The 23,050-nt window shown below is 71.2% G+C and carries 18 protein-coding genes, 1 tRNA gene and 1 pseudogene; 12 read left to right on the top strand and 8 right to left on the bottom strand.

Annotated features, from left to right (window positions below):
• From ABZX30_RS06300 to ABZX30_RS06290, 3 genes and pseudogenes are all read left to right on the top strand, one after another.
• A partial coding sequence (locus ABZX30_RS06300) for a transposase (protein ID WP_355929502.1) occupies nt 1-208 on the top strand: 208 nt, incomplete at its 5' end.
• Between the two features lie 41 nt (nt 209-249).
• Nucleotides 250-414 (top strand): annotated as a pseudogene (locus ABZX30_RS06295) (excisionase family DNA-binding protein); the annotation flags it as partial.
• Entirely contained in the window at nt 414-1,571 is a 1,158-nt protein-coding gene (locus tag ABZX30_RS06290) for a tyrosine-type recombinase/integrase (protein WP_355929500.1), read from the top strand. The pseudogene ABZX30_RS06295 and the gene ABZX30_RS06290, both read left to right, overlap by 1 nt.
• Before the next feature lie 81 nt (nt 1,572-1,652).
• Here the strand turns inward: ABZX30_RS06290 and ABZX30_RS06285 are convergent.
• From ABZX30_RS06285 to ABZX30_RS06270, 4 genes are all read right to left on the bottom strand, one after another.
• Nucleotides 1,653-1,725: transfer RNA gene (locus tag ABZX30_RS06285), tRNA-Arg, on the bottom strand.
• A 231-nt stretch (nt 1,726-1,956) separates the two neighbouring features.
• Nucleotides 1,957-5,148: an efflux RND transporter permease subunit gene (locus tag ABZX30_RS06280; protein ID WP_355929497.1), complete on the bottom strand. Its 3,192-nt coding sequence runs from the start codon at nt 5,146-5,148 to the stop codon at nt 1,957-1,959.
• Between the two features lie 150 nt (nt 5,149-5,298).
• The gene (locus ABZX30_RS06275) at nt 5,299-5,973 is read right to left on the bottom strand and encodes a response regulator transcription factor (RefSeq protein ID WP_355929495.1); all 675 of its coding nucleotides are present in this window, start codon (nt 5,971-5,973) and stop codon (nt 5,299-5,301) included.
• Nucleotides 5,970-7,187: a histidine kinase gene (locus ABZX30_RS06270; protein WP_355929493.1), complete on the bottom strand. Its 1,218-nt coding sequence runs from the start codon at nt 7,185-7,187 to the stop codon at nt 5,970-5,972. Before ABZX30_RS06270 ends, ABZX30_RS06275 begins: the two co-directional genes overlap by 4 nt.
• Before the next feature lie 419 nt (nt 7,188-7,606).
• Here ABZX30_RS06270 and ABZX30_RS06265 point away from each other — a divergent pair, with 419 nt between their 5' ends.
• The 3 genes from ABZX30_RS06265 to ABZX30_RS06255 all read left to right on the top strand — a co-directional run bounded on the left by ABZX30_RS06265 (nt 7,607) and on the right by ABZX30_RS06255 (nt 11,763).
• On the top strand, nt 7,607-9,163 hold the full coding sequence (locus ABZX30_RS06265; protein ID WP_355929491.1) for a streptophobe family protein: 1,557 nt from the start codon (nt 7,607-7,609) through the stop codon (nt 9,161-9,163).
• Nucleotides 9,164-9,433: 270 nt separating this feature from the next.
• The gene (locus ABZX30_RS06260) at nt 9,434-10,147 is read left to right on the top strand and encodes a response regulator transcription factor (RefSeq protein ID WP_355929489.1); all 714 of its coding nucleotides are present in this window, start codon (nt 9,434-9,436) and stop codon (nt 10,145-10,147) included.
• Nucleotides 10,144-11,763, top strand: a complete 1,620-nt coding sequence (locus ABZX30_RS06255) for a HAMP domain-containing sensor histidine kinase (RefSeq protein WP_355929488.1) — start codon at nt 10,144-10,146, stop codon at nt 11,761-11,763. Before ABZX30_RS06260 ends, ABZX30_RS06255 begins: the two co-directional genes overlap by 4 nt.
• A 134-nt stretch (nt 11,764-11,897) precedes the next feature.
• Here ABZX30_RS06255 and ABZX30_RS06250 read toward each other — a convergent pair whose 3' ends face one another.
• Nucleotides 11,898-13,205 (bottom strand): M6 family metalloprotease domain-containing protein, encoded by a 1,308-nt coding sequence (locus tag ABZX30_RS06250; protein WP_355929485.1) that lies wholly within the window; start codon nt 13,203-13,205, stop codon nt 11,898-11,900.
• 310 nt (nt 13,206-13,515) lie between these two features.
• On the opposite strand from ABZX30_RS06250, the gene ABZX30_RS06245 reads away from it, so the two are divergent.
• Both ABZX30_RS06245 and ABZX30_RS06240 read left to right on the top strand, forming a co-directional pair.
• Nucleotides 13,516-14,160, top strand: coding sequence for a helix-turn-helix domain-containing protein (locus ABZX30_RS06245; RefSeq protein ID WP_355929483.1), 645 nt, complete (start codon nt 13,516-13,518; stop codon nt 14,158-14,160).
• A 189-nt stretch (nt 14,161-14,349) separates the two neighbouring features.
• Nucleotides 14,350-15,876 (top strand): MFS transporter, encoded by a 1,527-nt coding sequence (locus ABZX30_RS06240; RefSeq protein ID WP_355929481.1) that lies wholly within the window; start codon nt 14,350-14,352, stop codon nt 15,874-15,876.
• 27 nt (nt 15,877-15,903) lie between these two features.
• Here the strand turns inward: ABZX30_RS06240 and ABZX30_RS06235 are convergent, their stop codons facing one another.
• Nucleotides 15,904-16,413 (bottom strand): MarR family transcriptional regulator, encoded by a 510-nt coding sequence (locus ABZX30_RS06235; RefSeq protein WP_355929478.1) that lies wholly within the window; start codon nt 16,411-16,413, stop codon nt 15,904-15,906.
• A gap of 107 nt (nt 16,414-16,520) precedes the next feature.
• Between ABZX30_RS06235 and ABZX30_RS06230 the strand changes: the two genes are divergently transcribed.
• Nucleotides 16,521-17,312, top strand: coding sequence for a class III extradiol ring-cleavage dioxygenase (locus ABZX30_RS06230; protein ID WP_355929475.1), 792 nt, complete (start codon nt 16,521-16,523; stop codon nt 17,310-17,312).
• Between the two features lie 31 nt (nt 17,313-17,343).
• Here ABZX30_RS06230 and ABZX30_RS06225 read toward each other — a convergent pair whose 3' ends face one another.
• Nucleotides 17,344-17,862 (bottom strand): N-acetyltransferase family protein, encoded by a 519-nt coding sequence (locus tag ABZX30_RS06225; protein ID WP_355929473.1) that lies wholly within the window; start codon nt 17,860-17,862, stop codon nt 17,344-17,346.
• A gap of 191 nt (nt 17,863-18,053) precedes the next feature.
• Between ABZX30_RS06225 and ABZX30_RS06220 the strand changes: the two genes are divergently transcribed.
• Nucleotides 18,054-19,052 (top strand): sigma-70 family RNA polymerase sigma factor, encoded by a 999-nt coding sequence (locus tag ABZX30_RS06220; protein ID WP_355929471.1) that lies wholly within the window; start codon nt 18,054-18,056, stop codon nt 19,050-19,052.
• Nucleotides 19,053-19,562: 510 nt separating this feature from the next.
• Nucleotides 19,563-20,156, top strand: coding sequence for a TetR family transcriptional regulator (locus tag ABZX30_RS06215; protein WP_355929519.1), 594 nt, complete (start codon nt 19,563-19,565; stop codon nt 20,154-20,156).
• 168 nt (nt 20,157-20,324) lie between these two features.
• Here the strand turns inward: ABZX30_RS06215 and ABZX30_RS06210 are convergent, their stop codons facing one another.
• A complete protein-coding gene (locus ABZX30_RS06210; protein WP_355929468.1) occupies nt 20,325-21,290 on the bottom strand; it encodes a WYL domain-containing protein in 966 nt (321 codons plus the stop codon).
• A 62-nt stretch (nt 21,291-21,352) separates the two neighbouring features.
• Here ABZX30_RS06210 and ABZX30_RS06205 point away from each other — a divergent pair, with 62 nt between their 5' ends.
• Complete coding sequence (locus tag ABZX30_RS06205) at nt 21,353-22,867, top strand: MFS transporter (RefSeq protein ID WP_355929466.1); 1,515 nt, start codon at nt 21,353-21,355, stop codon at nt 22,865-22,867.
• Nucleotides 22,868-23,050: the final 183 nt, after the last annotated feature.

Below are 23,050 nucleotides of genomic sequence, written 5' to 3'. Positions count from 1 at the left end.
TGAGAGCGTCAACGCTCGCATACGCAAGGCCGTGAGGGCCCGCGGACACTTCCCCAACGAAGCCGCCGCCCTCAAGTGCGTCTACATGGCACTGATGAGCCTCGACCCGACCGGCAAGGGCCGCAAGAGGTGGACCATGCGCTGGAAGGCCCCCCTCAACGCGTTCCAGATCGCCTTCGAGGGCCGGCTCACCCCGGCCAACAACTGAACCTCAACAACCAAGATCAGCCGTTAAATTGACACACCCGTACCACGGAACGCTTTCCGCGCCGCCTGATCGCCGAGCGGCGCATCGTGTTCGTCAAGGTCGGCCGACACGTCCGTATCCCGGAGAGCGCACTGAACGCCTTCATCGACGCCCATACAGTGCAGCCGATCGGCCATGGGCGTAGCTCCCTGGGGAGGGCTGCCTGATGGCGAACACGAAGGGTAGGCGACGGGACTTCGGCTCGGTCCGGCAGCTACCGTCCGGCCGTTGGCAGGTCCGCTACCGGGACCCGGAGACGGGGCAACTGCGCCCGGCGGAGAAGACCTACCGGACCAAAACAGACGCCCAAGTCGCGCTGACACACATCGAGTCGGACATCACGCGCGGGCAGTGGTCGGACCCGGACGCCGGAACGGTGAACTTCGAGGAGTACGCCACCGCGTGGCTGCGGGACCGAAAGCTTGCCGACCGCACCCGCGAGCGGAACGAGTCGGTGATGCGGCTGCACATCCTGCCCACCTTCGGTGCCGGGAGCGTGGCCGACGTGACAACGGCCCGGGTGCGAGGCTGGCGCGGCAAGCTCCTCGCGGCCGGCCTCGGTGAGCCGACGGTGGTCAAGGCGTACCAACTGCTGCGCGCCCTGATGAACACCGCCGTGGATGACGAGCTGATCCGGCGCAACCCGTGCCGCATCAAAGGCGCGGACCGCTACGACGTGCCCGAACGGCCTGTCCTCACGGTGGCCGAGGTCTTCGCCGTGGCTGACTCGATGGCGCCGCGCTATCGGCTGCTCGTGCTCCTGGCGGCCTTCACCACTCTGCGGTTCGGGGAGCTGGCGGCCCTGCGGCGCCGGGACGTCGACCTGGAGGGGTTGACCGTCACCGTACGCCGTGCTCAGGCCGAGTTGCAGGACGGCCGGCTCTTCGACAAGGCGCCGAAGTCCGCGGCCGGGGTGCGCTCCGTCTCCTTCCCGGCCGAACTCCTCGACGCCCTCACGCAGCACCTGGAGCACTTCGCCGCTCCCGGCCGTGACGGGCACGTCTTCGTCGGACCCCAGGGCGGGCAGTTGCGGCGCAGCAACTTCCGCGACGACTGGGTCAAGGGCCGGAAGGCAGCTGGCGTCACGGCCGAGCTTCACTTTCACGACCTGCGGCACACGGGCAACACACTGGCCTCGACGGCCGGGGCCAGCACCCGGGAGCTGATGACGCGGATGGGGCACAGCAGCTCCCGGGCAGCGCTGATCTACCAGCACATGACCAGCGACCGGGACCGGGCCATCGCCGATCGGCTCGGGGCCATGATCCGGGGCGGTGGGGGAGTGGCCTCAGGCTTCCCGGGAGAGGACGCCGAGGGGACGTAGTGGCACGCGTGTGGCACGGCGCCTGAAACGACGAAGGGCCAGCCTGGGAGGAAACCCCTCCTGAGCTGGCCCTTCTGGCTGTGCCCCCGGCAGGATTCGAACCTGCGACACCCGCTTTAGGAGAGCGGTGCTCTATCCCCTGAGCTACGAAGGCGTGCGCCGAACGGCCTGAGGAGGTCGCTGTGGTGAGGAGGCGGGCTCAGCCCACGACGGATGCCACAGCGCCCGTCAGGGCGCTCGATCCACAGGGTACCGGATCAGGGCTCGGGCGGGCGCTGGTGTCGGGGAGCTGGGTGTTGAGGCGGGCAGGCCGGGTGGCTCAGCACGGTGACTCTGTGGTGGCGTCTTCGCTCCGCGTCGGCGGAGCGAAGACGGCCGGCGCGTGTCAGGGCACGGGTGCCGGGGCCGGGACCGGTTCGGGCGCCGCCGTACGGCGGGCACGGCGGTGTTCGCGGCGGGTCTCGATCATGGTGTAGAGGGTCGGGATCAGGACGAGGGTCAGTGCGGTGGAACTGACCAGGCCGCCGATGACGACCACGGCGAGCGGCTGGGAGATGAACGAGCCGGAGTCGGTGATGCCGAGGGACATCGGGACGAGGGCGAAGATGGTCGCGAGGGCGGTCATGAGGATGGGGCGCAGCCTGCGCCGGCCGCCTTCCTGGACGGCCTCCTGCACGGACATCCCCTGCTCGCGGTACTGGTTGACGAGGTCCACGAGCACCACCGCGTTGGTGACCACGATGCCGATGAGCATCAGCAGGCCGATCAGTGCGGCGACACCCAGCGGCATGCCGGTCACGGCGAGCAGCAGGAAGGCGCCGGTGAAGGAGAACGGTACGGACATCAGCAGCACCAGCGTCTGCCGGATGCTGCGGAAGACCGCCACGAGCACCATGAGGATGATCGCGATCGCCGCCACCATCGCCAGGATGAGCTGGGAGAAGGCGCCGCTCTGGTCGGAGGTGACGCCGCCCATGGAGTACGTGACGCCCGAGGGCAGGTGGACCTTCTCGACGGCGTCCTCGACCGCCGTGCCGGCCGCACCCGTGTTGTCGCCGACGGGCGTGGCCGAGACCGTGACGGCCGGGCTGCCGCCGACGCGGGTGCGCTTGACCGGAGCGTCGGCCCGGGTGACGGTGGCGACCTTGCCGAGGGGGACCGTGCCCTTCGCGGTGGGGACCGGGAGCGCGTTCAGGTCGCTGACGGTGTCGGGAGTGGTGGTGGTGGACTTGAGGACGACGTTGTGCTGGGTGCCGTCAGCGGTCACCTGGGTGACGGTGGAGCCCTGGAGGGCCTGACCGACCGTCGCGGCGAGCGAGGAGTCGGTGAGCCCGTACTTGGCGGCTGCCTGTCCCTTGGCCTGCACGGTGATCTGGGGGGACTCCGTGCCGAGGTCGCTGTTGACCTCGTTGACCTCGCTGACCTTCTTGAGCGAGTTCACCACACGCTCGGTGGCGGTGCGCAGGGCCTCGTCGTCCTGGGACTTGAGGGTGACCTCGATGTCGCTGCTGGAGCCGCCGGGGCCGTTCGAGGCGAACGTCAGCTCGCCGACGCCGTGGAGGGGCTCGAACTTCTTCTTCAGGTCCGCCTTGACGGCTTCGGAATCGGCGCCGTCGGCGAGGGCGAGGGTGTAGGAGGCGCTGTCGCTGCCGCCCGTGCCGCCGAAGAGGGCGGCCACGGAGTCGCTCTGCGACCCGACGGTGACCTGGTACGCGTCCACGTCCTTCGTGTCCGCGATCACGGCCTCGACCTTCTTGGCCGCCGCGTCGGTGGTCTGGAGGTCGGTGCCTCCCGGCATGGTCTGGGTGATGCTCAGCGTGCTCTCGCCGGAGTTTCCGAGGAAGCTGGTCTTCAGGGTGGTGACCAGGCTGAAGGTGGCGACGAGTACGGCGAGGGAGACGGCGAGCACGGTCTTGCGGTGCCGGACGGCCCAGTGGATGACCGGTACGTAGGCGCGCGACAGCAGGCCGTTGCGCTCCTTCTCCTCGGCCTGGCGGCGGAGCTCCTCCGGGTCGGTGTCCGCGGCCTCCTTCGGGGTCTTGAGGAACCAGTAGGCCAGTACCGGCACGATGGTCAGCGCGACCAGCAGCGAGGCCAGCATCGCGACGACCACGGTGAACGAGAACGGGGTGAAGAACTGCCCCACGATGCCGCTGACCATGGCGATGGGAATGAAGACGGAGACGGTGGTGACCGTCGAGGCGGTGATGGCGGTGGCGACCTCCCGCACGCCGGTGAGCACGGCCTGCTTCTTGTCCTCGCCGTAGCCGAGGTGACGCTTGATGTTCTCCAGCACCACGATCGAGTCGTCCACGACACGGCCGACGGCCATGGTGAGCGCTCCGAGGGTGAGGATGTTGAGCGAGTAGTCCTTCGTCCAGACGCCGATCAGGGCGATCAGCAGGGACAGCGGGATGGAGACGGACGTGACGATCGTGGAGCGGGCCGAGCGGAGGAAGATCAGGATCACGATCATGGCCATGATCAGGCCGAGCGCGCCCTCCTCGAGCAGGCCCCGCACCGACTTCGACACCTGCGGTCCGCTGTCCGAGATGACGGTCAGCTTCGCGTCGTGGCCGATGGTCTTCTCCAGGCCGGAAAGCTCGCCGCGGACGCCGTCGGACACCGACGTCGCGCTGCCGTTCTGACCCAGGGTGACGGACAGGCCCAGGCTGGCCCGGCCGTCGGTGCGGGTGACGGAGGTGACGGTGGTGTGCGTCAGGGACACCGACGCCACATCCTTCAGCTGCACGGGGGCAGCCGAGGCCGAGCCGGACGTGCCGGGGGCCCCGCCGGAGCTCGGCGCACCCGAGAGGCCGGCCTGCGACGTCCCCGTGGACGGGCTGAGCCACAGGTCCTCGATCTGCTGCACGGACGACATCGACTCGCCGACCTGAACACTGACGCTCTTGCCGCCCGAGGTCACCGATCCGGCGGCCGACGTGGAGTTGTTGGAGGTCAGCGCGGCGGTGATCGACTGCGTGGTCAGGCCGTGTCGCGCGAGCTCGGCCGTGTCAGGGGTGATGACGACCTGCCGGTCGCTCTGGCCCGAGACGGTGACCTGGTTGACCCCGGAGACCTGCTTCAGCTTCGGCACGACCGTGTCGCGGAGCTCCTTGGCCAGCTGCTCCGAACTCTGCGCCGAACTCGCGGACAGCGTCATCGTCGGAATGGTGTTGGTGCTGCCCGTCTGCACCTGGGGCGAGACTCCGCTGGGCAGCTGGGCCTGGATCTTGGACAGGGCCTGCTGCACCTCGCTCGCCTTGGTGCCGACCTCGACGCCGTAGTCGAACGCGACCGACACCAGGCCCGAGCCCTGCCGCGAGGTGGAGGTCACGGACTCGACGGAGGAGACACCCTGCACGGCGCCCTCGATCGGCTTCACCACCTGCTCCTCCACCACTTCGGGTGAGGCGCCCGGGTAGGCGGCGCTCACGGCGATGGTGGGCAGTGACAGGTCAGGCAGCAGTGACTGTTTGAGGGCCGTGGCGGCGTACGCGCCTATGCAGATGACGAGGATGGTCAGCATCGCCGCCAGTTTCCTGTTGGCGATGCTGATCTTGGCCAGCCAAGACATGGGAGGGTCCTTCTTCCGCGGGGTGAGCTGCTGGGACGCGGGCGTTGCCCGTCGTGCCACGTCGGCCCCAGCCTTTCGGCCCCGCGTGCCGTCTGTCGTCGGAGCACGGCGGTGTATCGCCGCTACCGCGTTCGCGGTAGTCCGTACGCCTCAGGGCCCATCGCCGGGACGGACCAGCCCGCTCTCGTACGCGATGACCACCAGCTGCGCCCGCTCGCTGACGCCGAGTTTGCCCATGGCCCGGTTGATGTGCGTCTTGACCGTGTGCGGGCTCAGGCTCAGGTGCCGGGAGATGTCCTCGTTGGTCAGGCCGCGCCCGACGAGCGTGAGGATCTCCCGCTCACGGGGTGTGAGGACGTCGAGCCGCTCGGTCTGCCGCTGCCAGGGATGTTCGGCCTGACGCTGGAAACGGGCCATGAGCGCCTTCGTCGCCGCGGCGGACAGCAGGGCCTCCCCGGCCGCGACCGTCTCGATGGCGCGCACCAGGTCCTCCGGGTCGGTGCCCTTGCCGATGAAGCCGCCCGCGCCGGCCCGGATCGCCTCCGCGACGTACTCGTCCACCTCGAAGGTGGTCAGGATGAGTACCTTCACGTCGGCGGTCCGCTCGTCCGACGTGAGCATCCGGGTCGCCTGCAAGCCGTCGACCTCGGGCATCCGGATGTCCATCAGCACCACGTCGGCCCGCTGCTCGCGGGCCAGTTCGACGGCCTCGGCGCCGTTTGTCGCCTCACCGACCACCTCCATGCCGGGGGTGTTGTCCACCAGGAGGCGCAGCATGCCGCGCAGCAGGGCCTGGTCGTCCGCGAGGACGACGCGGATCGTCATTCCGCCTCCCGAACGGTGCCGCGGGTGCGGCCCAGTGGCAGCACGGCCTCCACGGTGAACCCACCGGACGGGCCCGGGCCGATCACGACCCGGCCGCCGACGGCTGCGCTGCGCTCCCGGATGCTGATCAGTCCGCGGCCGGTGCCGCCGCCGTCCAGGCAGTCGGCCACCGGCCGGACGGCCGCGGCCGGACCGTTCTCCACGGTGATGCGCAGGGTGTCGTGGCCGAAGGCCAGCCGCACCCGGGCGTGTTCGACCCCGGCGTGTTTGCGGACATTGGTCAGTGCCTCCTGGACGATGCGGTAGCCCGCCACGTCCACCGCCGGGGGCAGCGGCCGCTTCGCTCCTTCCCGCACGACCTCGACCCGCAGCCCCGCGCGGGCGAACGACTCGACCAGCCCGTCCAGCCGGTGCAGCCCGGGCACGGGCTCTCTCGGCGGATCGGTGTCGTCCCCGGGCCGGCCGAGCAGGCCGACCATGGCCCGCAGCTCCTCCAGGGCCTGTTTGGAACTTTCCCGGATGCTGGTCAGTACCTCGGTCCGAAGGGCGGGGCTGTGCGTGCCGAGATGGGCGGCGATGCCCGCCTGGGCGTTGATCAGGGTCAGCTCGTGCGCGACCACGTCGTGCAACTCCCGGGCGATGCGCATGCGTTCCTCGGCGACTCGTCTCTCGGCCTCCTCCTCGCGGGTGCGCTCGGCCCGCACCGCGCGCTCTTCCAGCGCGGCCACGTAGGCCTGCCGGGTGCGCGAGGCGTCTCCGATCGCCGTGGCCAGCCCTATCCAGGCGAGCGGAGCCGTCCGCTGGGGCCCGAGGAGCGGCCCGTGGCCCCAGACCAGGCCCGCGGTCAGTACGCACACCATGGCGAGCAGCGCGGCGGCCCACGCGACCTTGCGGTCGAAGCGCCGCGCGACGCCGTGCATGGCCACGCCGAACACGGGAATGAACGGCAGTCCGGGGCCGCCGGTCGCCTGGGAGACCACGTACGACACCGTGATGGCCCCGACGGTCCACAACGGCGCCCGCTTGCGGAACAGCAGGAGCATGCTCGCGGCAGCGGGCAGGAGGAAGGCCTCCACGGTGAACCGGGTCTCGGGCAGGTCGGAGACCGGAGTGCTCATGAACAACGCCGCAGCGCCGCACACCAGGCCTGCCAGGGCGAGCTCCAGCCACCAGGGCCGCTGCCGTACCCCACCGTGTCCGCCGATCGTTGTCATACCGAAAGGCTACGGACGACCCCGGCCGGGCACGTCGTCCAGCTGCGTCAGCCGCCCCGTACCGCGAACGCGGTATGCGCCGGGGCTGCCGCGGTCGCCCCGCCGCCCGCCCGGCCTCCGCGGGCCGGCGCGGGGCTGCGCCGCTCGCTGCCGTGTTGGCGCAGGAGGCGGCATCAGGAGGCACGTCTGTCCCCGGCCATCGGGCAGGTTCTGGGAACTTTCTGGGAAAGCGGTCGGCTCCGCGGTCGCGCGCGTCCCCTGACCTGCGTCGCCCCCCACCGGCTCTCAGAAACCTCCCAGGACTTCTCCGGAATGCGGTACCCGGGACCGCCAGTGTGTGCGGGTCCCAGCATGCGGCGTCGTGGATCCCGCGCACGGCGCGGCATGCCTCACCGCGAGCGAAGCGGAGCATTCTCGACATGTCTGCCACTACGTCTCATGTCCGTACGAGTGCTGGTTCCGGTGCTCGGCCCGGCTCCGGTTCCCGGCGCGGTTCCCCAAGGCCCACCGCACCCCTGAAATTCATCGGTCCGTGGCAGAACGCCCTGGAAGGAGCGGTGGCCACGCTGTGCGCGGTGGCCGCCATGGCCGTCGTCTCCGTGCTGGCGCTGGTCCTGCTCGACGCGGGCAGGTACGGGTCGCTGGGGTCGCTGACGACGGGCCTGACGGCCATGGCCGTCGGTGGCTCGGTGAGCCCGGGTTCGGACGTCTCGGGCGACTCGGGGGGGATGGGCGGGCTGGCCGGTCTGCTCGGCGGAGTCGGCACGGGCCCGTCGGTGAGCGGTACGGCCGACGCCGTGCCGCTCGGAGTGACGCTGGCCGGCTCTGTCGTTCTGTGGGTCACCTTTTCCTGGCGGCTGCGAGCGGGGCAGCGGCAGCGGCGGTTCACCGGTGGTGAACTCGCCGTGCGAGCGGCCGGAGCGGCGGGTACGGCCTTGTTCGTCCTCATGATCGTGGCCGCTACGGCGCACGGATCGGCCAAGCTGCCCGCGTCGGCGTCCGCGACGGCGGCAACGGCGGGAACCGGGGGCCTGGCCGAACTCCTCGGTGGCAGTGGCAGTGGCAGTGGCAGCGGCAGCGGTGGAGGCCTGGGCGGCCTCATGGGCGGCGGGAGTGGCGCGATGCCCGCGCTCACGTACCGAGTGGGCGCGGGGTCGGCCGGCCTCGGCGCGGTGGTGTGGGTGGTGGTCGTCGTCGGTGCGGGGTGCCTGATCAGCCGTCGGGTGCGACTGCCCTTGGGCGGGGCGCTGGACCGTATGCGGGCCACCTGGGCGCCGAGCCTCTCGGCCGTCGTCCGCACGGTGCTCGTCCTGGCGGCCGTACCGCTGGTGGCCCTGGCCGCCATCGGAGCGGCGGTCGGCGGGCGGGCCGGGACGGTGGCGGGCGGCGCCCTGCTGTTCGCCCCGAACGCCGTAGTCGTCTTCCTCACCCTGGGTGTCGGCTCCCCGTGGACGGCCGGCATGCATCCGGTGCAGAGCGACAGCGGCAGCAACCCGCTTGCCGGGCTGATGGGAGGCGCGGGCGGGACGGGTGGCACGCCCGGCCTGGGGAGCGGCCGGCAGACCGACCGCACCGAACACCTCGGCTCCCTGTCGGCGGGCGGATGGCCGCTGTGGCTCTGCGCCCTCGTGGTGACCGGCATCCTGCTGGTCGGCTGCGCCTGTCGGGCGTCGCGCACCACGCATCCGGCCCGGACGCTGCCCCTGCATCCGTACCGGGGCCCGCTCGCCCGGCACCTCGGCATGGCCGAGCGGTTCGGCGTCGTCACGGCGGTCCTCCTGGGCGGGGCGGCCTGGCTGGCCAGGGCTTCCGGGAGCTTCGGCGTCAGCATGTTCGGCAGCGAGACGGGCGGAATGCGGGGCGAGCTCAGCGGCAGTGTGCCGCACGCGGTGGTGTATGGGCTGCTCGTCGGCTCCCTGGCCGGGTTCGCCGGAAGCCTGCTGTCCACGGTGCGCGGTGAGCGTGTGGCACGGTGACCGAGTGCTTCACACAGCGAGGGCAGCCAGGACAGCCAGGGCAGCCAGGACAGCGAGAGCAGCCAGGACAGCGAGAGCAGCGAGGACAGCCGGGACAGGCCCGCTTCGTATGCTTTCCCACAGGATCCCGGCGGCCGTGGGCGGCGTGTCTTCAGGCCGTTCCCCGTGTCCGGCGGGGCCGGGAGCGGGTTCCCGGTCGCCTGGAGGCTTCCTTTGACAGCCGTTGAGCGCCCTGCCCCGCGTGCCGCCGGGGCGGGAAACAATGCCGACGTGGCCACCGCGGACGTGAACCTGCTCGTCGTGGACGACGAGCCCACGCTACGGGAACTGCTGTGCGCGGCGCTCAGGCACGCCGGTTTCACCGTCGCCGCGGCCGGCACCGGCCAGGAGGCGCTGGAGCAGGCCCGGGAGGTCTCGCCCGACCTGGTCCTGCTGGACGTGATGCTGCCCGACCTGGACGGCTTCGAGGTGATCCGTCGGCTGCGCGAACAGCACCGCCCCGCCGCGAGGTCCCGTGCCGGACACATTCCCGTCGTGTTCCTCACGGCCCGCGACGCCACCCAGGACAAGATCGAGGGCCTCGTCCTGGGCGGTGACGACTACGTGACCAAGCCGTTCGACCTCCAGGAGCTGATCGCCCGCATCCGTGCCGTGCTGCGCCGCACCGGCGGTGACCCCACCGCACTGCTGCGCGTGGCCGACCTGGAACTCGACCCCGACGGCGTCCAGACGGCCCGCGCGGGCGAACCGATACGCCTGTCACCCACGGAGTTCCGGCTGTTGCACTACCTGATGACCAACGCCGGTCGCACCGTCTCCAAGGCACAGATCCTCCAGCGCGTGTGGGACTACGACTTCAACGGGGACACCGGCATCGTCGACACCTACATCAGCTACCTGCGGCGCAAGATCGACAACGGCGGCCCGAAGCTCATCCACACGGTGCACGGGGTCGGTTACGTCCTGCGCGGACCGAGGCCGTGACCGGGTTCGGCCGGGTCCGCTCCGTGTGGGCGCGGGCGTCGCTGCGCAGCCGGGTGCTGCTACTGGCGGTCGCCCTGCTGGCGGCCGGGTTCACCGCGTTCAGCCTGGTCACCGGGAACGCGCTGCGCGGCTACCTGGAAGACCGTGTCGATGCCCAGCTGCGCGCCACCGCGCAGGTGTTCTCCCTGCTGCCGCCCCTGGTGGCCGGGACAGGAGCCGCGCAGCGGCCGCCGGCCGGGCTCGGCGACTTCAGCACGGACGTCCTCGGCAACCCCGTCATCACCTACGTCGCCGCGGACGGCACCGTCGAGGGCAGTATCGACTCCCTGGCCGGAACCAACCGGACGAACACCGCGTCCGGGCCGGACCTGCCCCGGCTGGACGCGGCCGCGGTCGCCGCGCGGGGCCGCCGCACCTTCACCGTCGGCAGTGCACAAGGCGATGGGCGCTGGCGGGTGATCGCGGTGCCCAGGACCACCCGCGCTCGTATGCCGGGGATCACGGTGACGTCGGCGTCCCCCGGCAGTGTGATCGTGTCGACACCGTTGACCCAGGTGGACGGCACAGTGGGCCGGATGTGGCGGACCTTCGAGAGGACCGGCCTCGGTCTGCTCGCGGTGCTGGCCGTGTTCGGCTGGTTCGCGGTCCGCTCCGGACTGCGCCCCCTGTCCCGTGTCGAGGAGACCGCCGCCGAGATCGCGGGCGGTGACCTCTCCCGTCGGATCCCCGGGCTGGCCGGCCCGAACACGGAGCTGGGCCGGCTGGCCGCGGCGCTGAACGGCATGCTCGGCCAGTTGGAGACCGCCTTCGCGGCCCGTGCCGAGTCCGAGGCGCGGATGAGCCGGTTCGTCGCCGACGCCAGCCACGAACTGCGCACTCCGCTGGCCGGGATCAAGGGCCTGACCGACCTCTACCGGCTGGGCGCTCTCGCCGGCCGTGCGGACGTCGACCGCACGATGTCCCGTATCGCCGACGAGTCCGAACGCCTCACCCGGCTGGTCGAGGACATGCTGACGCTGGCCCGCTTCGACGAGCACTCGCTCAAGGCCGCAGGAAAGGTCGACGGCCGCCGCGCGCCGTATGCGCCGTCCGGCCTCGACCTGGCCCCCACCGACCTCCGTACCCTCGCCGCCGACGCCCTCCACGACGTACGGGCCCTGGACCCGACCCGCGACGTCACCCTCACCGGCCCGGCCGGCGACGGTCCGCCCGCCTCCGCGCCGACCCTCGCCGACGAGGCCCGGCTGCGCCAGGTCGTCACCAACCTCGTCGGCAACGCCGTCACCCACACGTCCTCCGGCACACCGGTCCGCATCGGCGTCGGCACGGTCGGCGACCACGCCGTTCTGGAAGTCGCCGACCAGGGCCCGGGACTCGCGGTGGAACAGAGCGGTCGCCTCTTCGAACGCTTCTACCGTGCCGACACCTCCCGCAACCGTGCCACCGGCGGTGCCGGCCTCGGCCTCGCCATCGTCCATTCCCTCGTCACGGCCCACGCGGGGCATGTCGAGGTCGACTCCGCTCCCGGCCGGGGTGCCACCTTCCGGGTCCTCCTCCCGCGGCTCACCGACGTCGGCGACGGGCTGCCGCCGACGGAGGGAGCCGGCGGTTCCTGAAGATCGGCTCGGCGGCTTGACGGTCAGCTCAGCGGGACGTGGGTGAAGCGGGATGGGGTGTGGAGGCCGGACTCGACGCGGGTGGCGGTGGTGGGCCGGGGCGGGGAGGAGGGGGACCGGCGCCGGGGCACCGGCTAGCTCCGCGTCACCCGTACCCGGTAGTTCCCCGACGCGTCCTTGCCGGTCACCGCCACGGTGATGCCCCGCAGCGGATCCTTGAAGGTCTGGCCGGGGCCGAACGGCGCGTCCGAGAGTTCGGTGTGGACGTTGGGGCTGCTGGTGCAGCCGCCGGAGTGGGGGTGGGCGTCGTAGACCTTGATGGGGCCCTGGCCGGTGTCGGTGTTCGCGTCGATCCGGTAGATGAGGATGCCGGGGTGGCACACGGTCTCGTCGCCGCCGCCCTGGGTGCGCAGTTCCAGGGCGTAGCCGCTGTGGCCGTCGACCGCCACGACGACGAGTTTGCGGCCGCCGGCCCGGTACAGCGGGGTCAGGTCGTACTCGGCGGTGCCGCGGCCGGCCGCGCAGCTGATCTGGGTGGCGTCCAGCCAGCCCAGTTTCCACTTGTGCCAGCCGAGCAGGTCGTTTCCGGCGCCCCAGTCCTCGCTCATGATGTCCCAGTGGCCGACCGTGCCGGCGCCGTCCTGGGTGTAGAGGTCGGGGAGGCCGAAGACGTGGCCGTTCTCGTGGGGGAGCACGCGGTAGCCGGTGTGGGGGTAGGAGCCGGAGCCGTCGTCCTGGCGGGAGTAGACGAAGGAGGCGTTGGCGACCGGTACGCCGTCGGCGACCGGCGCGTCCGCGTTGCCGGCGAACGTCACCGACAGCACGGTGTCGAGGGCGGAGGGGCCCGCGTTCGGGGTGACCAGCACGTTGAGCAGGTCGTAGGAGCGGAAGTCCACGGTGGGGTCGGCGGCGGCCACTATGTCCTGGACCAGCCGGCGGTAGCCGGGGTCGAAGGGAGCGCCGCGCTCTATGCCGTAGTCCTTGAACGGCTTCGGCATGCGCAGCCAGTCGGTGATCGGCGTCTCGGGGCGGTAGTCGAGACGGCCGTAGGAGGCGGTGCGGAACCAGTCCTGGGTTCTGGGGAAGAACTCGTGGTAGCGGTCGAGTGCGCTGCCCTGGCCGGGCGCGTCGGAGAAGTCGATCATCAGGGTCAGGGCGTGGACGGTACCGCTGGAGTGGGAGTAGCCGGCGGCGGTGGGTATGCCCTCGGTCATCTGGATCTCGAGGCCGCCGCTGATCATGCAGGGGGCGAGGGCGGGCGAGCGGGCCAGGGCGAACGGGCCCGCGCCGGCGGTGGAGGAACCCGCCGTGAGGCGGCCCGGACCGGCCGTGGTGCTGACCGCGAGGGTCAGGGCGGTCACGGATGCGAGGGCGGCCACACGGCGCGGGCGTATCCGGTGTGCGCCCGGCGCACGCCGGCCGCGGGACGACTGCGGCTGCATGCAGGGGACCTTCCGCTCCACGGCAGCCGCCGGTCGCCGACTGCACCCTTGCGATCACCCTGTGTCGGCGGTGCGGGGGGCGCGCGCTGGAGGAGTCCGATCGTGGGTTTCCGGCGGGTAGGGAGCATGGACGCCGCAGGCGTAGAGGTGTGACTCGGGTCACATGAAGTTTTTCCGTGGTCGCGAAATATCCGGGGACCGTTTCCCCGTTTAGCCAGGTGTCCGAGCGAAACGGGGACTCGTTCCCCGGATCCTCCGTCCGAATGACCTCAGTGGCCTCACAGGCCTCAGCAACGTCAAGGAGTGCACCGTGATCACCGCGACCCCCGTGCGGCGCAGGACGCCCCGGCCCCGCGCCGACGCCCTGCGCAACCGGGAGCGGATCGTCGCCGCCGCCCGGGAGATGTTCGTCGAGCACGGCCCCGACGTGCCGCTCGACGACATCGCCCGCCGGGCCGGTGTCGGCAACGCCACGGTGTACCGCAACTTCCCGGACCGCGACGCCCTCGTCCGTGAGGTCGTCTGCTCCGTCATGGACCGTCTGGCGCGGGCGGGCGAGGAGGCGCTCACGGAGACCGGGGACGCCTTCGAGGCCCTGGAGCGCTTCGTGCACACCTCCGCGGACGAGCGGATCAGCGCGCTGTGCCCGATGGTCTCCAGTACGTTCGACCAGAACCACCCCGACCTGGAAGCGGCCCGCGAGAGGCTCGTGCAGATCGCCGGGGAGCTCATGGACCGGGCCAAGACGGCCGGCCGGCTCCGCCCCGACGTCGGCGTCGGTGACCTGTTCGTCGCCGTGGCCCAGCTCAGCCGGCCGCCGGCCGGCACGGGCTGCCTCAGCATCGACCGCTTCGTCCACCGCCACCTGCAGCTGTTCCTGGACGGACTGCGGGCCCCGGCCCGCTCCGAACTCCCGGGCACGGCCGCGACCATGGAGGACTTCCGGCAGAACTGACCGAGCTGACCTGAACCTGACCTGACCGATCAGTTCCGGGCCCCACACCGGTCCTTTTCCACGATTTTCCACGACCTGCACGTCACCTGAACGTCCGGCCGCCGCGCACCTGGGCGGGCCGTCATTCCCCCACGCCTTCTCACCGATTTCTCCGTCACGAAGTCCCGAAGTCCCGAAGTGGGTACCTCCATGTCCGAAACAGCACCGGCCGCCGTCGGCACCGCCGACGCCAACCGCTGGAAAGCGCTGGTCTTCATCGCGCTCGCCCAGCTGATGGTCGTCCTCGACGCGACCATCGTGAACATCGCACTGCCCTCCGCCCAGCAGGACCTGGGCATCTCCGACGGCAACCGCCAGTGGGTCGTGACGGCGTACGCCCTCGCGTTCGGCGGTCTGCTGCTCTTCGGCGGCCGGATCGCCGATCTGTGGGGCCGCAAGCGGGCCTTCGTCATAGGTCTGACCGGCTTCGCGGCCGCCTCCGCGCTCGGCGGCGCGGCGACCACCGGCGCGATGATGTTCGGCGCCCGCGCCCTCCAGGGCGTGTTCGGCGCGCTGCTCGCTCCGGCCGCGCTCTCGCTGCTCGCCGTGATGTTCACGGACGCCAAGGAGCGCGCCAAGGCGTTCGGCATCTACGGCGCGATCGCCGGTGGCGGCGGCGCCGTGGGCCTGATCCTCGGCGGTTTCCTCACCGAGTACCTGGACTGGCGCTGGACGTTCTTCGTGAACATCCCGTTCGCCGTGATCGCCGCGGCCGGTGCCTACTTCGTCATCCGTGAGCCGGAGGGCGGCCGCAACCGCTCCGCGCTCGACGTCCCGGGCGTGATCCTGTCCACGCTCGGTCTGGTGTCCCTGGTCTACGGCTTCACCCGCGCCGAGTCCGACGGCTGGGGCGACTCCGTGACGGTCGGCATGTTCGTCGCCTCCGCCGTGCTGCTGCTCGCCTTCGTGGTCGTGGAGAACAAGGTCAAGGCCCCGCTGCTGCCGCTGCGGGTGGTCACCGACCGCAACCGCGGCGGCATCTACCTCTCGCTCGGCCTCGCGATCATCGCGATGTTCGGCCTGTTCCTCTTCCTGACCTACTACCTCCAGGTCGTGAAGGGCTACTCGCCGGTGAAGACCGGCTTCGCGTTCCTGCCGATGATCGCGGGCATGATCACCGGCTCCACCCAGATCGGCGCCCGTCTGATGACCCGGGTCCCGGCCCGGCTGCTGATGGGCCCCGGCTTCCTGGTCGCCTCGCTCGGCATGCTGCTGCTGACCCGGCTGGAGATCGGCTCGTCGTACGCGACCCTGCTGCTGCCCGCGATGCTGCTCCTGGGCCTCGGCATGGGTACGGCGTTCATGCCGGCCATGTCCCTGGCGACCACGGGTGTCGAGCCCCGGGACGCGGGTGTGGCCTCGGCGATGGTCAACACCTCGCAGCAGGTGGGCGGCGCGATCGGTACGGCCCTGCTGAACACGATCGCGTCCTCCGCGACCACCTCGTACATCAGGGACCACATCGGGACCGCGGCCACCAAGCCGCAGCAGCAGCTGGTGCAGCTCCAGGGCATGGTGCACGGGTACACCAACGCCATCTGGTTCGCGGTCGGCATCCTGGTGCTCTCCGCCGCGATCGTGGTGACCTTCGTCAACGCCGGCCGCCCGGGCTCCGGCCAGGTCGTCTCCGGTGCGGGCGCAGAGGACGAGGTTCCCGTCCCGGTGGTCGCCCACTGACCGCCCGCTGAAAGGGCCGTGGCCGCCTCAGCGGAGCCACGGCAGGTCGGCACCCGCTTCGTTGGGCTGGAGGCCCTCGGCGACTATCTCCATGATCTCGCCGAGGGCCTTCTGCTGTTCGGGGGTCAGCCGCTCGAACAGCGCTTGGCGTACGGCGCTCACATGGCCCGGCGCGGTGCGCCGCAGCACCTCGTGGCCCTCGTCGGTCAGCACCGCGAACTGGCCGCGCTTGTCGGAAGGGCAGTCCTCGCGGCGTACCCAGCCGCTCTTCTCCAGGCGTGCGACGGCGTGCGAGAGGCGGGAGCGGGTGATCTTGGCTCTCCTGGCCAGCTCGGTCATCCGCAGCCGGCCTTGCGGGGCCTCGGCGAGCCAGACCAGCAGGCCGTAGTAGACGTGCGGCATCCCGGCGTCACGCTGCAGCTGGCGGTCGAGGTGATCCTCGAGCAGCGTGGTGGCGTGCAGGTAGGAGCGCCAGACGCGCTGCTCCTCGGCGCTGAGCCAGCGGTCCTGTGCGGCGGAATCGCGTGCCGTAGTCATGTGAACCACTGTACGGGGCTTCTCCTTGAATCTTAAACAAGTGAGGCGTAGTCTCCGAGGAGTAGAGCTTGAGAGTTAAAGCAACGAGCAACCAGGGAGCCGCCGCCATGTCCGCCGCCACCCAGGAGCGCATGCCCGCCCTCTATCTGAGCCACGGTGCCCCGCCCCTCGCCGACGACCCCGTCTGGCCCGGTCAGCTGGCCGCCTGGTCCGCCGACCTGCCCCGCCCCAAGGCGATCCTCATGGTCTCCGCGCACTGGGAGGAGGCCCCGCTCGCCCTCGGCGCGACCACGACCGTCCCGCTCGTCTACGACTTCTGGGGCTTCCCCGAGCACTACTACCAGGTGCGGTACGAGGCACCCGGCGCACCGGAGCTCGCCGAGTCCGTACGCAAGCTCCTGCGCGCCCCCGGTATGCCCGTGCAGGACATCCCGGACCGCGGCCTCGACCACGGTGCGTACGTCCCGCTGGTGGAGATGTTCCCCGCCGCCGACATCCCGGTCCTCCAGGTCTCCATGCCCACCCTCGACCCGGTGCGGCTGATGGAGATCGGCCGCCGGCTCGCGCCGCTGCGCGACGAGGGCGTGCTGATCGTCGGCTCCGGCTTCTTCACCCACAACCTGGCCGCGCTGCGGTACGCGGGCAACGGCGTGCCCAGCTGGTCCGCCGAGTTCGACGACTGGGGCCGGCGCGCGCTGGAGGCCCGCGACTGGGACGCCCTGCTGGACTTCCTCGACAAGGCCCCCGCGGGCCGCTACGCCCACCCGCGCACCGAGCACTTCGCCCCGCTCTTCGTCACCATGGGCGCGGCCGGGGCCGACGGTGAGCCGGCCGCGCAGAAGTCGGTGATCGACGGGTTCTGGATGGGAATGGCGAAGCGGTCGGTTCAGTTCGGCTGAGTGGGGCGCGGCCGCCGGGCCGGCCGCGGGCTCACAGCTCCTTCTCGTACCAGACGACGTCCCAGTACCGGTCGAACTTGCGGCCCACCTCCCGGTAGGTGCCGACGTACCGGAAGCCGAAGCGCTCGTGCAGCCGGGTGGAGGCCTCGTTGGGCTGCGTGATGCCGGCGTAGGCGCGGTGCAGGTCCTCGCCGGACAGCGCCTCGAAGAGCGCCTTGTAGAGCAGGGTGCCGATGCCCCGGCGGCCGGCGTGCGGGGCGACGTAGACCGTCGCCTCCACGGAGGTGCCGTAGGCGGGCTTGGCGCGGAACGCGCTGGATGTGGCGTAGCCCAGAATCTCCTGTGACTCGGTGTCCACGGCAACCATCAGGCGGTGCGGGCCGTCTTCGGGGTGGGAGAGCAGCCAGGGGCGTCGCTCCTCGGGTGTGAAGACCGTGGTGTCGAATGTGATGGGCGTCTCACGTACGTAGTGGTTGTAGATGGCCGTGAGGGCTTCGAGATCCCCCTCGGCTCCCGGTCTGACCTGCACCTCTGCACGCTCTGCCAGCATCCCGCCTCCCTGTGTGGTCGGACAGGGTACTGCATGATCAGAAAAAAAGGGGGGTGGGTTGGGAATTCTGTCCTGATTCCAGTCGTTGTTTCCATCGGATGCCGGGCACTCGAGCAGAGTCCCAACCGTTCATCTCGCGGAGTGTCAAGTGTCCTGGACCACCCGCTGACCCACATCGCAAGGGAGCACGCATGGCAACCCGTGCCGTCGCCCGTCGTCAGTCCGCCTCCGGCGAGACGGCCGACGCGGCAAGCAGTGTTCGCGCCCATGGCGGCGAGATCGCCGATCGCGACCTGGTCGGCATGTACCTCGACGAGATCGCGCGGACCCCTCTGCTCGACGCCGCCAAGGAAGTCGACCTGTCCCAGACCATTGAGGCGGGCGTGTTCGCACAGCAGATCCTCGACGGGTACGAGGAGTCCAAGACGGACGCCAGTCGCGAGGAGCTCGAGGCCCTGGTCGCCGAGGGGGAGCGCGCCAAGGACGTGTTCATCCGCTCCAACCTGCGTCTGGTCGTCGCCGTCGCCCGTCGCTACCCCCGCAGCGGTCTGCCCCTGCTCGACCTGATCCAGGAGGGCAACGCCGGCCTGGTGCGCGCGGTCGAGAAGTTCGACTACCGCAAGGGCTTCAAGTTCTCGACGTACGCCACCTGGTGGATCCGGCAGGCGATCACCCGCTCGATCGCCGACCAGTCCCGCACCATCCGGCTGCCCGTCCACCTCGTGGAGGAGCTGGGCCGCATCCGCCGTGTGCAGCGCGAGTTCAACCGGGAGAACGGGCGCGAGCCGGAGCCCGCGGAGGTCGCGGCCGAGCTCGGTTCCACGCCGGAGCGCGTCATCGACGTGCTCGACTGGGCCCGTGACCCGGTGTCGCTGAACATGTCGGTGGACGACGAGGGCGAGACCCAGTTCGGCGACCTGCTCGAGGACACCTCCGCGGTGTCGCCCGAGCAGTCGGTGCTGACCCTGCTGCGCAGCGAGGAGCTGGACGACCTGATCGGCCGGCTCGACCAGCGCACGGCCTCCATCATCAAGATGCGGTACGGCATCGAGGACGGCCGGGAGCGCACGCTGACCGAGGTCGGCAAGGAGCACGGCCTGACCCGCGAACGCATCCGCCAGATCGAGAAGCACGCGCTGCTGGAGCTGAAGAAGCTCGCCCGCAGCACCGGCTTCGACGCGGCGGCGTAACCCGTAGCGCCGGCCGGTGGGGTGCCGGCCGCCCGGGACCGCGTACGCCAGGTGGCGGCACAGCGCGTGAACGGCGCCGTGCCGCCGCTTCAAATCTCCGGCCGCCGGGAACAACACCTCCGGGCCCCGCGAGTCCGGGGCCTTCCCCTGAACCATGTCCCGACGCACATCCCCCCCGGCGCCGGGACCTTCCCGAGCCGGGTTTCGGCGCCCGTCCCCCCGGGTGCCGGAGCCCGGCTCCTCCGTGCGTACACGCCTGAGCGGCGGGCCACCCCGTACCTGAACCCCGGGGTGGCCCGCTGGATGGCAGATTCTGCCACATGGGCATAACCTGCCGCCGTGAGCTCCACTGATCCTGCTGGTTCTTCCGCCCCTTCGGGCACCTCCGATCCTGCTGCTTCCTCCGGTTCCTCCGGTTCCTCCGGTTCCTCCGGTTCCTCCTCCTCCGGGCTTTCCGGTCCTTCCCCGGCCTCCGGATCGCTGACGGATCGACGCAAGGCCGAGACGCGGATGGAGATCGCGCGGGCGGCCGCCGGTCTGTTCGCCAGCCGGGGGCTGAAGGCCACCCGCGCGGAGGACATCGCCCAGGCCGCCGGATGCGCTCCGCGCACCTTCTACCGCTACTTCGCCAGCAAGGAGGAAGCGGTCGCCCCCCTCTACGCGGCGGGCGCCCGGCGCTGGACGGAGGCGGTCCGCGAGGCCCCCGCGGCCCTGTCCGTGCCCGAGGCCCTGGAACACGCCGTCCGTCTGACCCTCACCCCCGGCGGGGCCGTGTCGGCCGCGTCCTGGGAGTGGGTGCGCACCCTGGTCCGCCTGGCCGGCACGAATCCGGCGCTGCGGAGGGTGTGGGCGGAGGTCTGCCACGCTTCGGAACAGGCGCTGGCGGAGATCCTGGCGGCGCGGAGAACCGGCGCGGACAGCGTTGCCGACCCGGCCGCCCCCGGCCTCCCGTTCACCGCGGCGGTGGCCGGGGCGGCGGTGAGGGTGGCGGTCGAGTCGTGGGCCCGCACCTCGAACCCTCCGTCCGGCCCGGAGGGCCCGGCCGCGCTGGCGCTGGGGAATCTCGCGGCGTTGCGCGGGTTCGCCTGGGAGGCGGCTTCGTAGTAGAAGGTGCGGTGCCGGTGGCCGTGCCGATGCCGGTGCTGGGCCGATGCCGATGCCGATGCCGGTGCAAGGCCGCCGCGGCAGCCGGGGTGGGTGCGCATCCCTTCGGCGTGCGTGGGCAGGCGCACTCCCTCGACCACCTCCTCGACCGCCCCCTCAGCCGCCCCCTCAGCCGCCCCCCGCCCGGCTCAGCCGCCCGCCCAGCTCCCGCACGCACCGCACGAGTTCCCCGGGCTCCCGCACCACGAAATCGCACCCCACCATCGCCAGCCGCACCGCCAGCCACTCCATGGGACCCCCGGACGTGCCCCGCAGCACGCAGCCCCCGGCTTCCAGCGGCTCAGGCCGTCCCGCCCACGCCGGCACCCGGGACGCGACGAAGTCCACGGACCCGGTGAACTCGACCTCGTAGGCGTACGAGTCCTGCCTCCGCTGGATCGACTGGCGCAGGTACTCCGCGGCACTCCCCGTCGGCAGCTCCCGCGGCGCGAACCGCGCCCCGGTCGCGAACGGCTCGCTCACCCGGTCGACCCGGAACGTACGCCAGTCGTCGCGGTCGAGGTCGTAGGCCACGAGGTACCACCGCCGCCCGGTCGACACCAGCCGGTAGGGCTCGGTCAGCCGCCGTGAGTCGCTCCCGTCCCCGGCCCGGTACGCGAACCGCAGCCGCTCCCGCCCGGCCACCGTCGACGCCATCACGGTCAGTGTCTCGGGCGCGATGCTCGCCCCGTCCCCGCTGGTCAGTGGGGTCGTCGCGGCCTGAAGGGTGGAGACGCGGTGGCGCAGCCGGCCCGGCAGCACCTGCTCCAGTTTCGCCAGCGCCCGTACGGAGGCCTCGTCCACGCCCGCGACCGCGTGCCCGGCGCCGGCCCGCAGCCCCACCGCGATGGCCACCGCCTCCTCGTCGTCGAGCACCAGGGGCGGCATCGCCTTGCCCGCGACCAGCCGGTACCCGCCGTCCGCGCCCATGGTCGCCTGCACCGGGTAGCCCAGCTCCCGCAGCCGGTCGACGTCCCGCCGCACGGTGCGGCGGGACACCCCGAGCCGCTCGGCCAGTTCGCCGCCGGGCCACTCGCGGGGCGTCTGGAGGAGGGAGAGGAGCTGGAGCAGCCGGCCCGGGGTGTCCGTCGTCATACGGTCCAGAATGCCGGAGAACTAGGACATGATCTGTCCTATTCGGCCTCTAGCTTCGACGCATGACCTCCACCGAGACCCTCAGCACCGCCGGGCAGGCGGTGGCCGACCGCCGTCGCTGGTTCGCCCTGGCGATCGTGATGACCGCCGCCTTCATGGACCTGGTCGACGTCACGATCGTCAACATCGCCATCCCTTCCATACAGCGGGACGCCGGCGCGTCCTTCAGCCAGATCCAGTGGATCACCGCCGGGTACGCCCTCGCCTTCGCCGCGGGTCTGATCACCGGAGGGCGGCTCGGCGACATCCACGGCCGCAAGCGGCTGTTCCTCGTCGGCATCGGCGGCTTCACGCTGGCGTCGGCGCTGTGCGGCTTCGCCGCGAACCCGGAGATGCTGGTCGCCTCCCGCATCCTTCAGGGCGCGATGGCGGCGATGATGGTGCCGCAGGTGCTGTCGATCGTGCACGCCACCTTCCCGGCGCACGAGCGGGGCAAGGTCTTCGGGCTGTTCGGCGCGATCGTCGGCCTGGGCGCGGTCTCCGGCCCGCTGCTGGGCGCACTGCTGACGGAGTGGAACCTGTTCGGCCTCGAGTGGCGGCCCATCTTCCTGATCAACCTGCCGGTCGGTGTCGTCGCCTTCCTCCTCGGCCGCCGCTTCATCACCGAGTCGAAGGCCCCCAGGGCGCTGAAGCTGGACCTGGTCGGCGTCGCGCTGGTGACGCTGGGCCTGCTGATGCTGCTGTACCCGCTCACCCGGGGCCTTGAGCTGGGCTGGCCGCTGTGGGGGTACGTGTCGATGGCCGGCGCGGTCGGCGTCTTCGCGGCGCTGGTGGCGTACGAGCGGCGCAAGAGCGCGCGGGACGGCTCCCCGCTGGTCGAACTGTCGCTGTTCCGGGTGAAGAGCTTCGCGGCGGGCATCGCGGTGCAGACCGTCTTCGGGGTCGGGCTCGGCGTGTTCTTCCTGGTGTGGACGCTGTACATGCAGGTCGGGCTGGGCTGGAGCCCGCTGCGGGCCGGGCTGACCGGGGTGCCCTTCTCGATCGCGGTCTCCGTGGCGGCCGGGATGTCCGTGCAGAAGCTGGTGCCCCGCTTCGGCCGCAAGGTGCTCCAGGCCGGCGCGCTGGTGATGGCTCTGGGCGTCCTGCTCTACATCGGGGAGGCCCACCGGTATGGCCAGGGCATCGCCTCCTGGCAGATGGCCCTCCCGTTGGTGGTCATGGGCGCCGGCATGGGGCTGATCGTCGCGCCGCTGACGGACGCGGTGCTCTCCGAGGTGCCGCGTGAGCACGCGGGGTCGGCGTCGGGGCTGATCAACACCGTGCAGCAGATGGGCAACGCGCTGGGGCTGGGGCTGGTGTCGGTGGTCTTCTTCGGCTCGATCGGCGACCACCTGACCCCGGCGCAGGTGGGCCCGGCGTTCGTGGCCGCCTTCCAGCACGCGCTGGGCTGGGTGGCCGGTGTGATGGGTGCGATCTTCCTGCTGATGTTCGCCCTGCCCAAGCGGCCGGCGCAGCACGTCGAGGGCGGGGATTTCCCGCTCCCGGTGCAGGGCAGGGAGCGGGAACTCGTCTCCTGAACTCCCGGCAGCCTTCCTGAGCCTGCCCATGTCCTTCCCGGGAAGGGCCCGGCGTCCGCGGACGCCGGGCCCTTCCTCGTACCCGTGCCCTTCCTTCGCACCTGAAGTCCGTTCATGCCCGAATGTGGTCCGAACCTGTTTACTTTCCGGAAATCCGGGCGTAGCCTCCCGGTGAAACCACAC

The organism is Streptomyces sp. NPDC004542, assembly GCF_040610035.1.
In the GTDB taxonomy this organism is placed as follows: Bacteria; Actinomycetota; Actinomycetes; order Streptomycetales; family Streptomycetaceae; genus Streptomyces.
The sequence above is the reverse complement of the archived record's forward strand: the minus strand, read 5'-3'. Positions and strand labels throughout refer to the sequence as shown.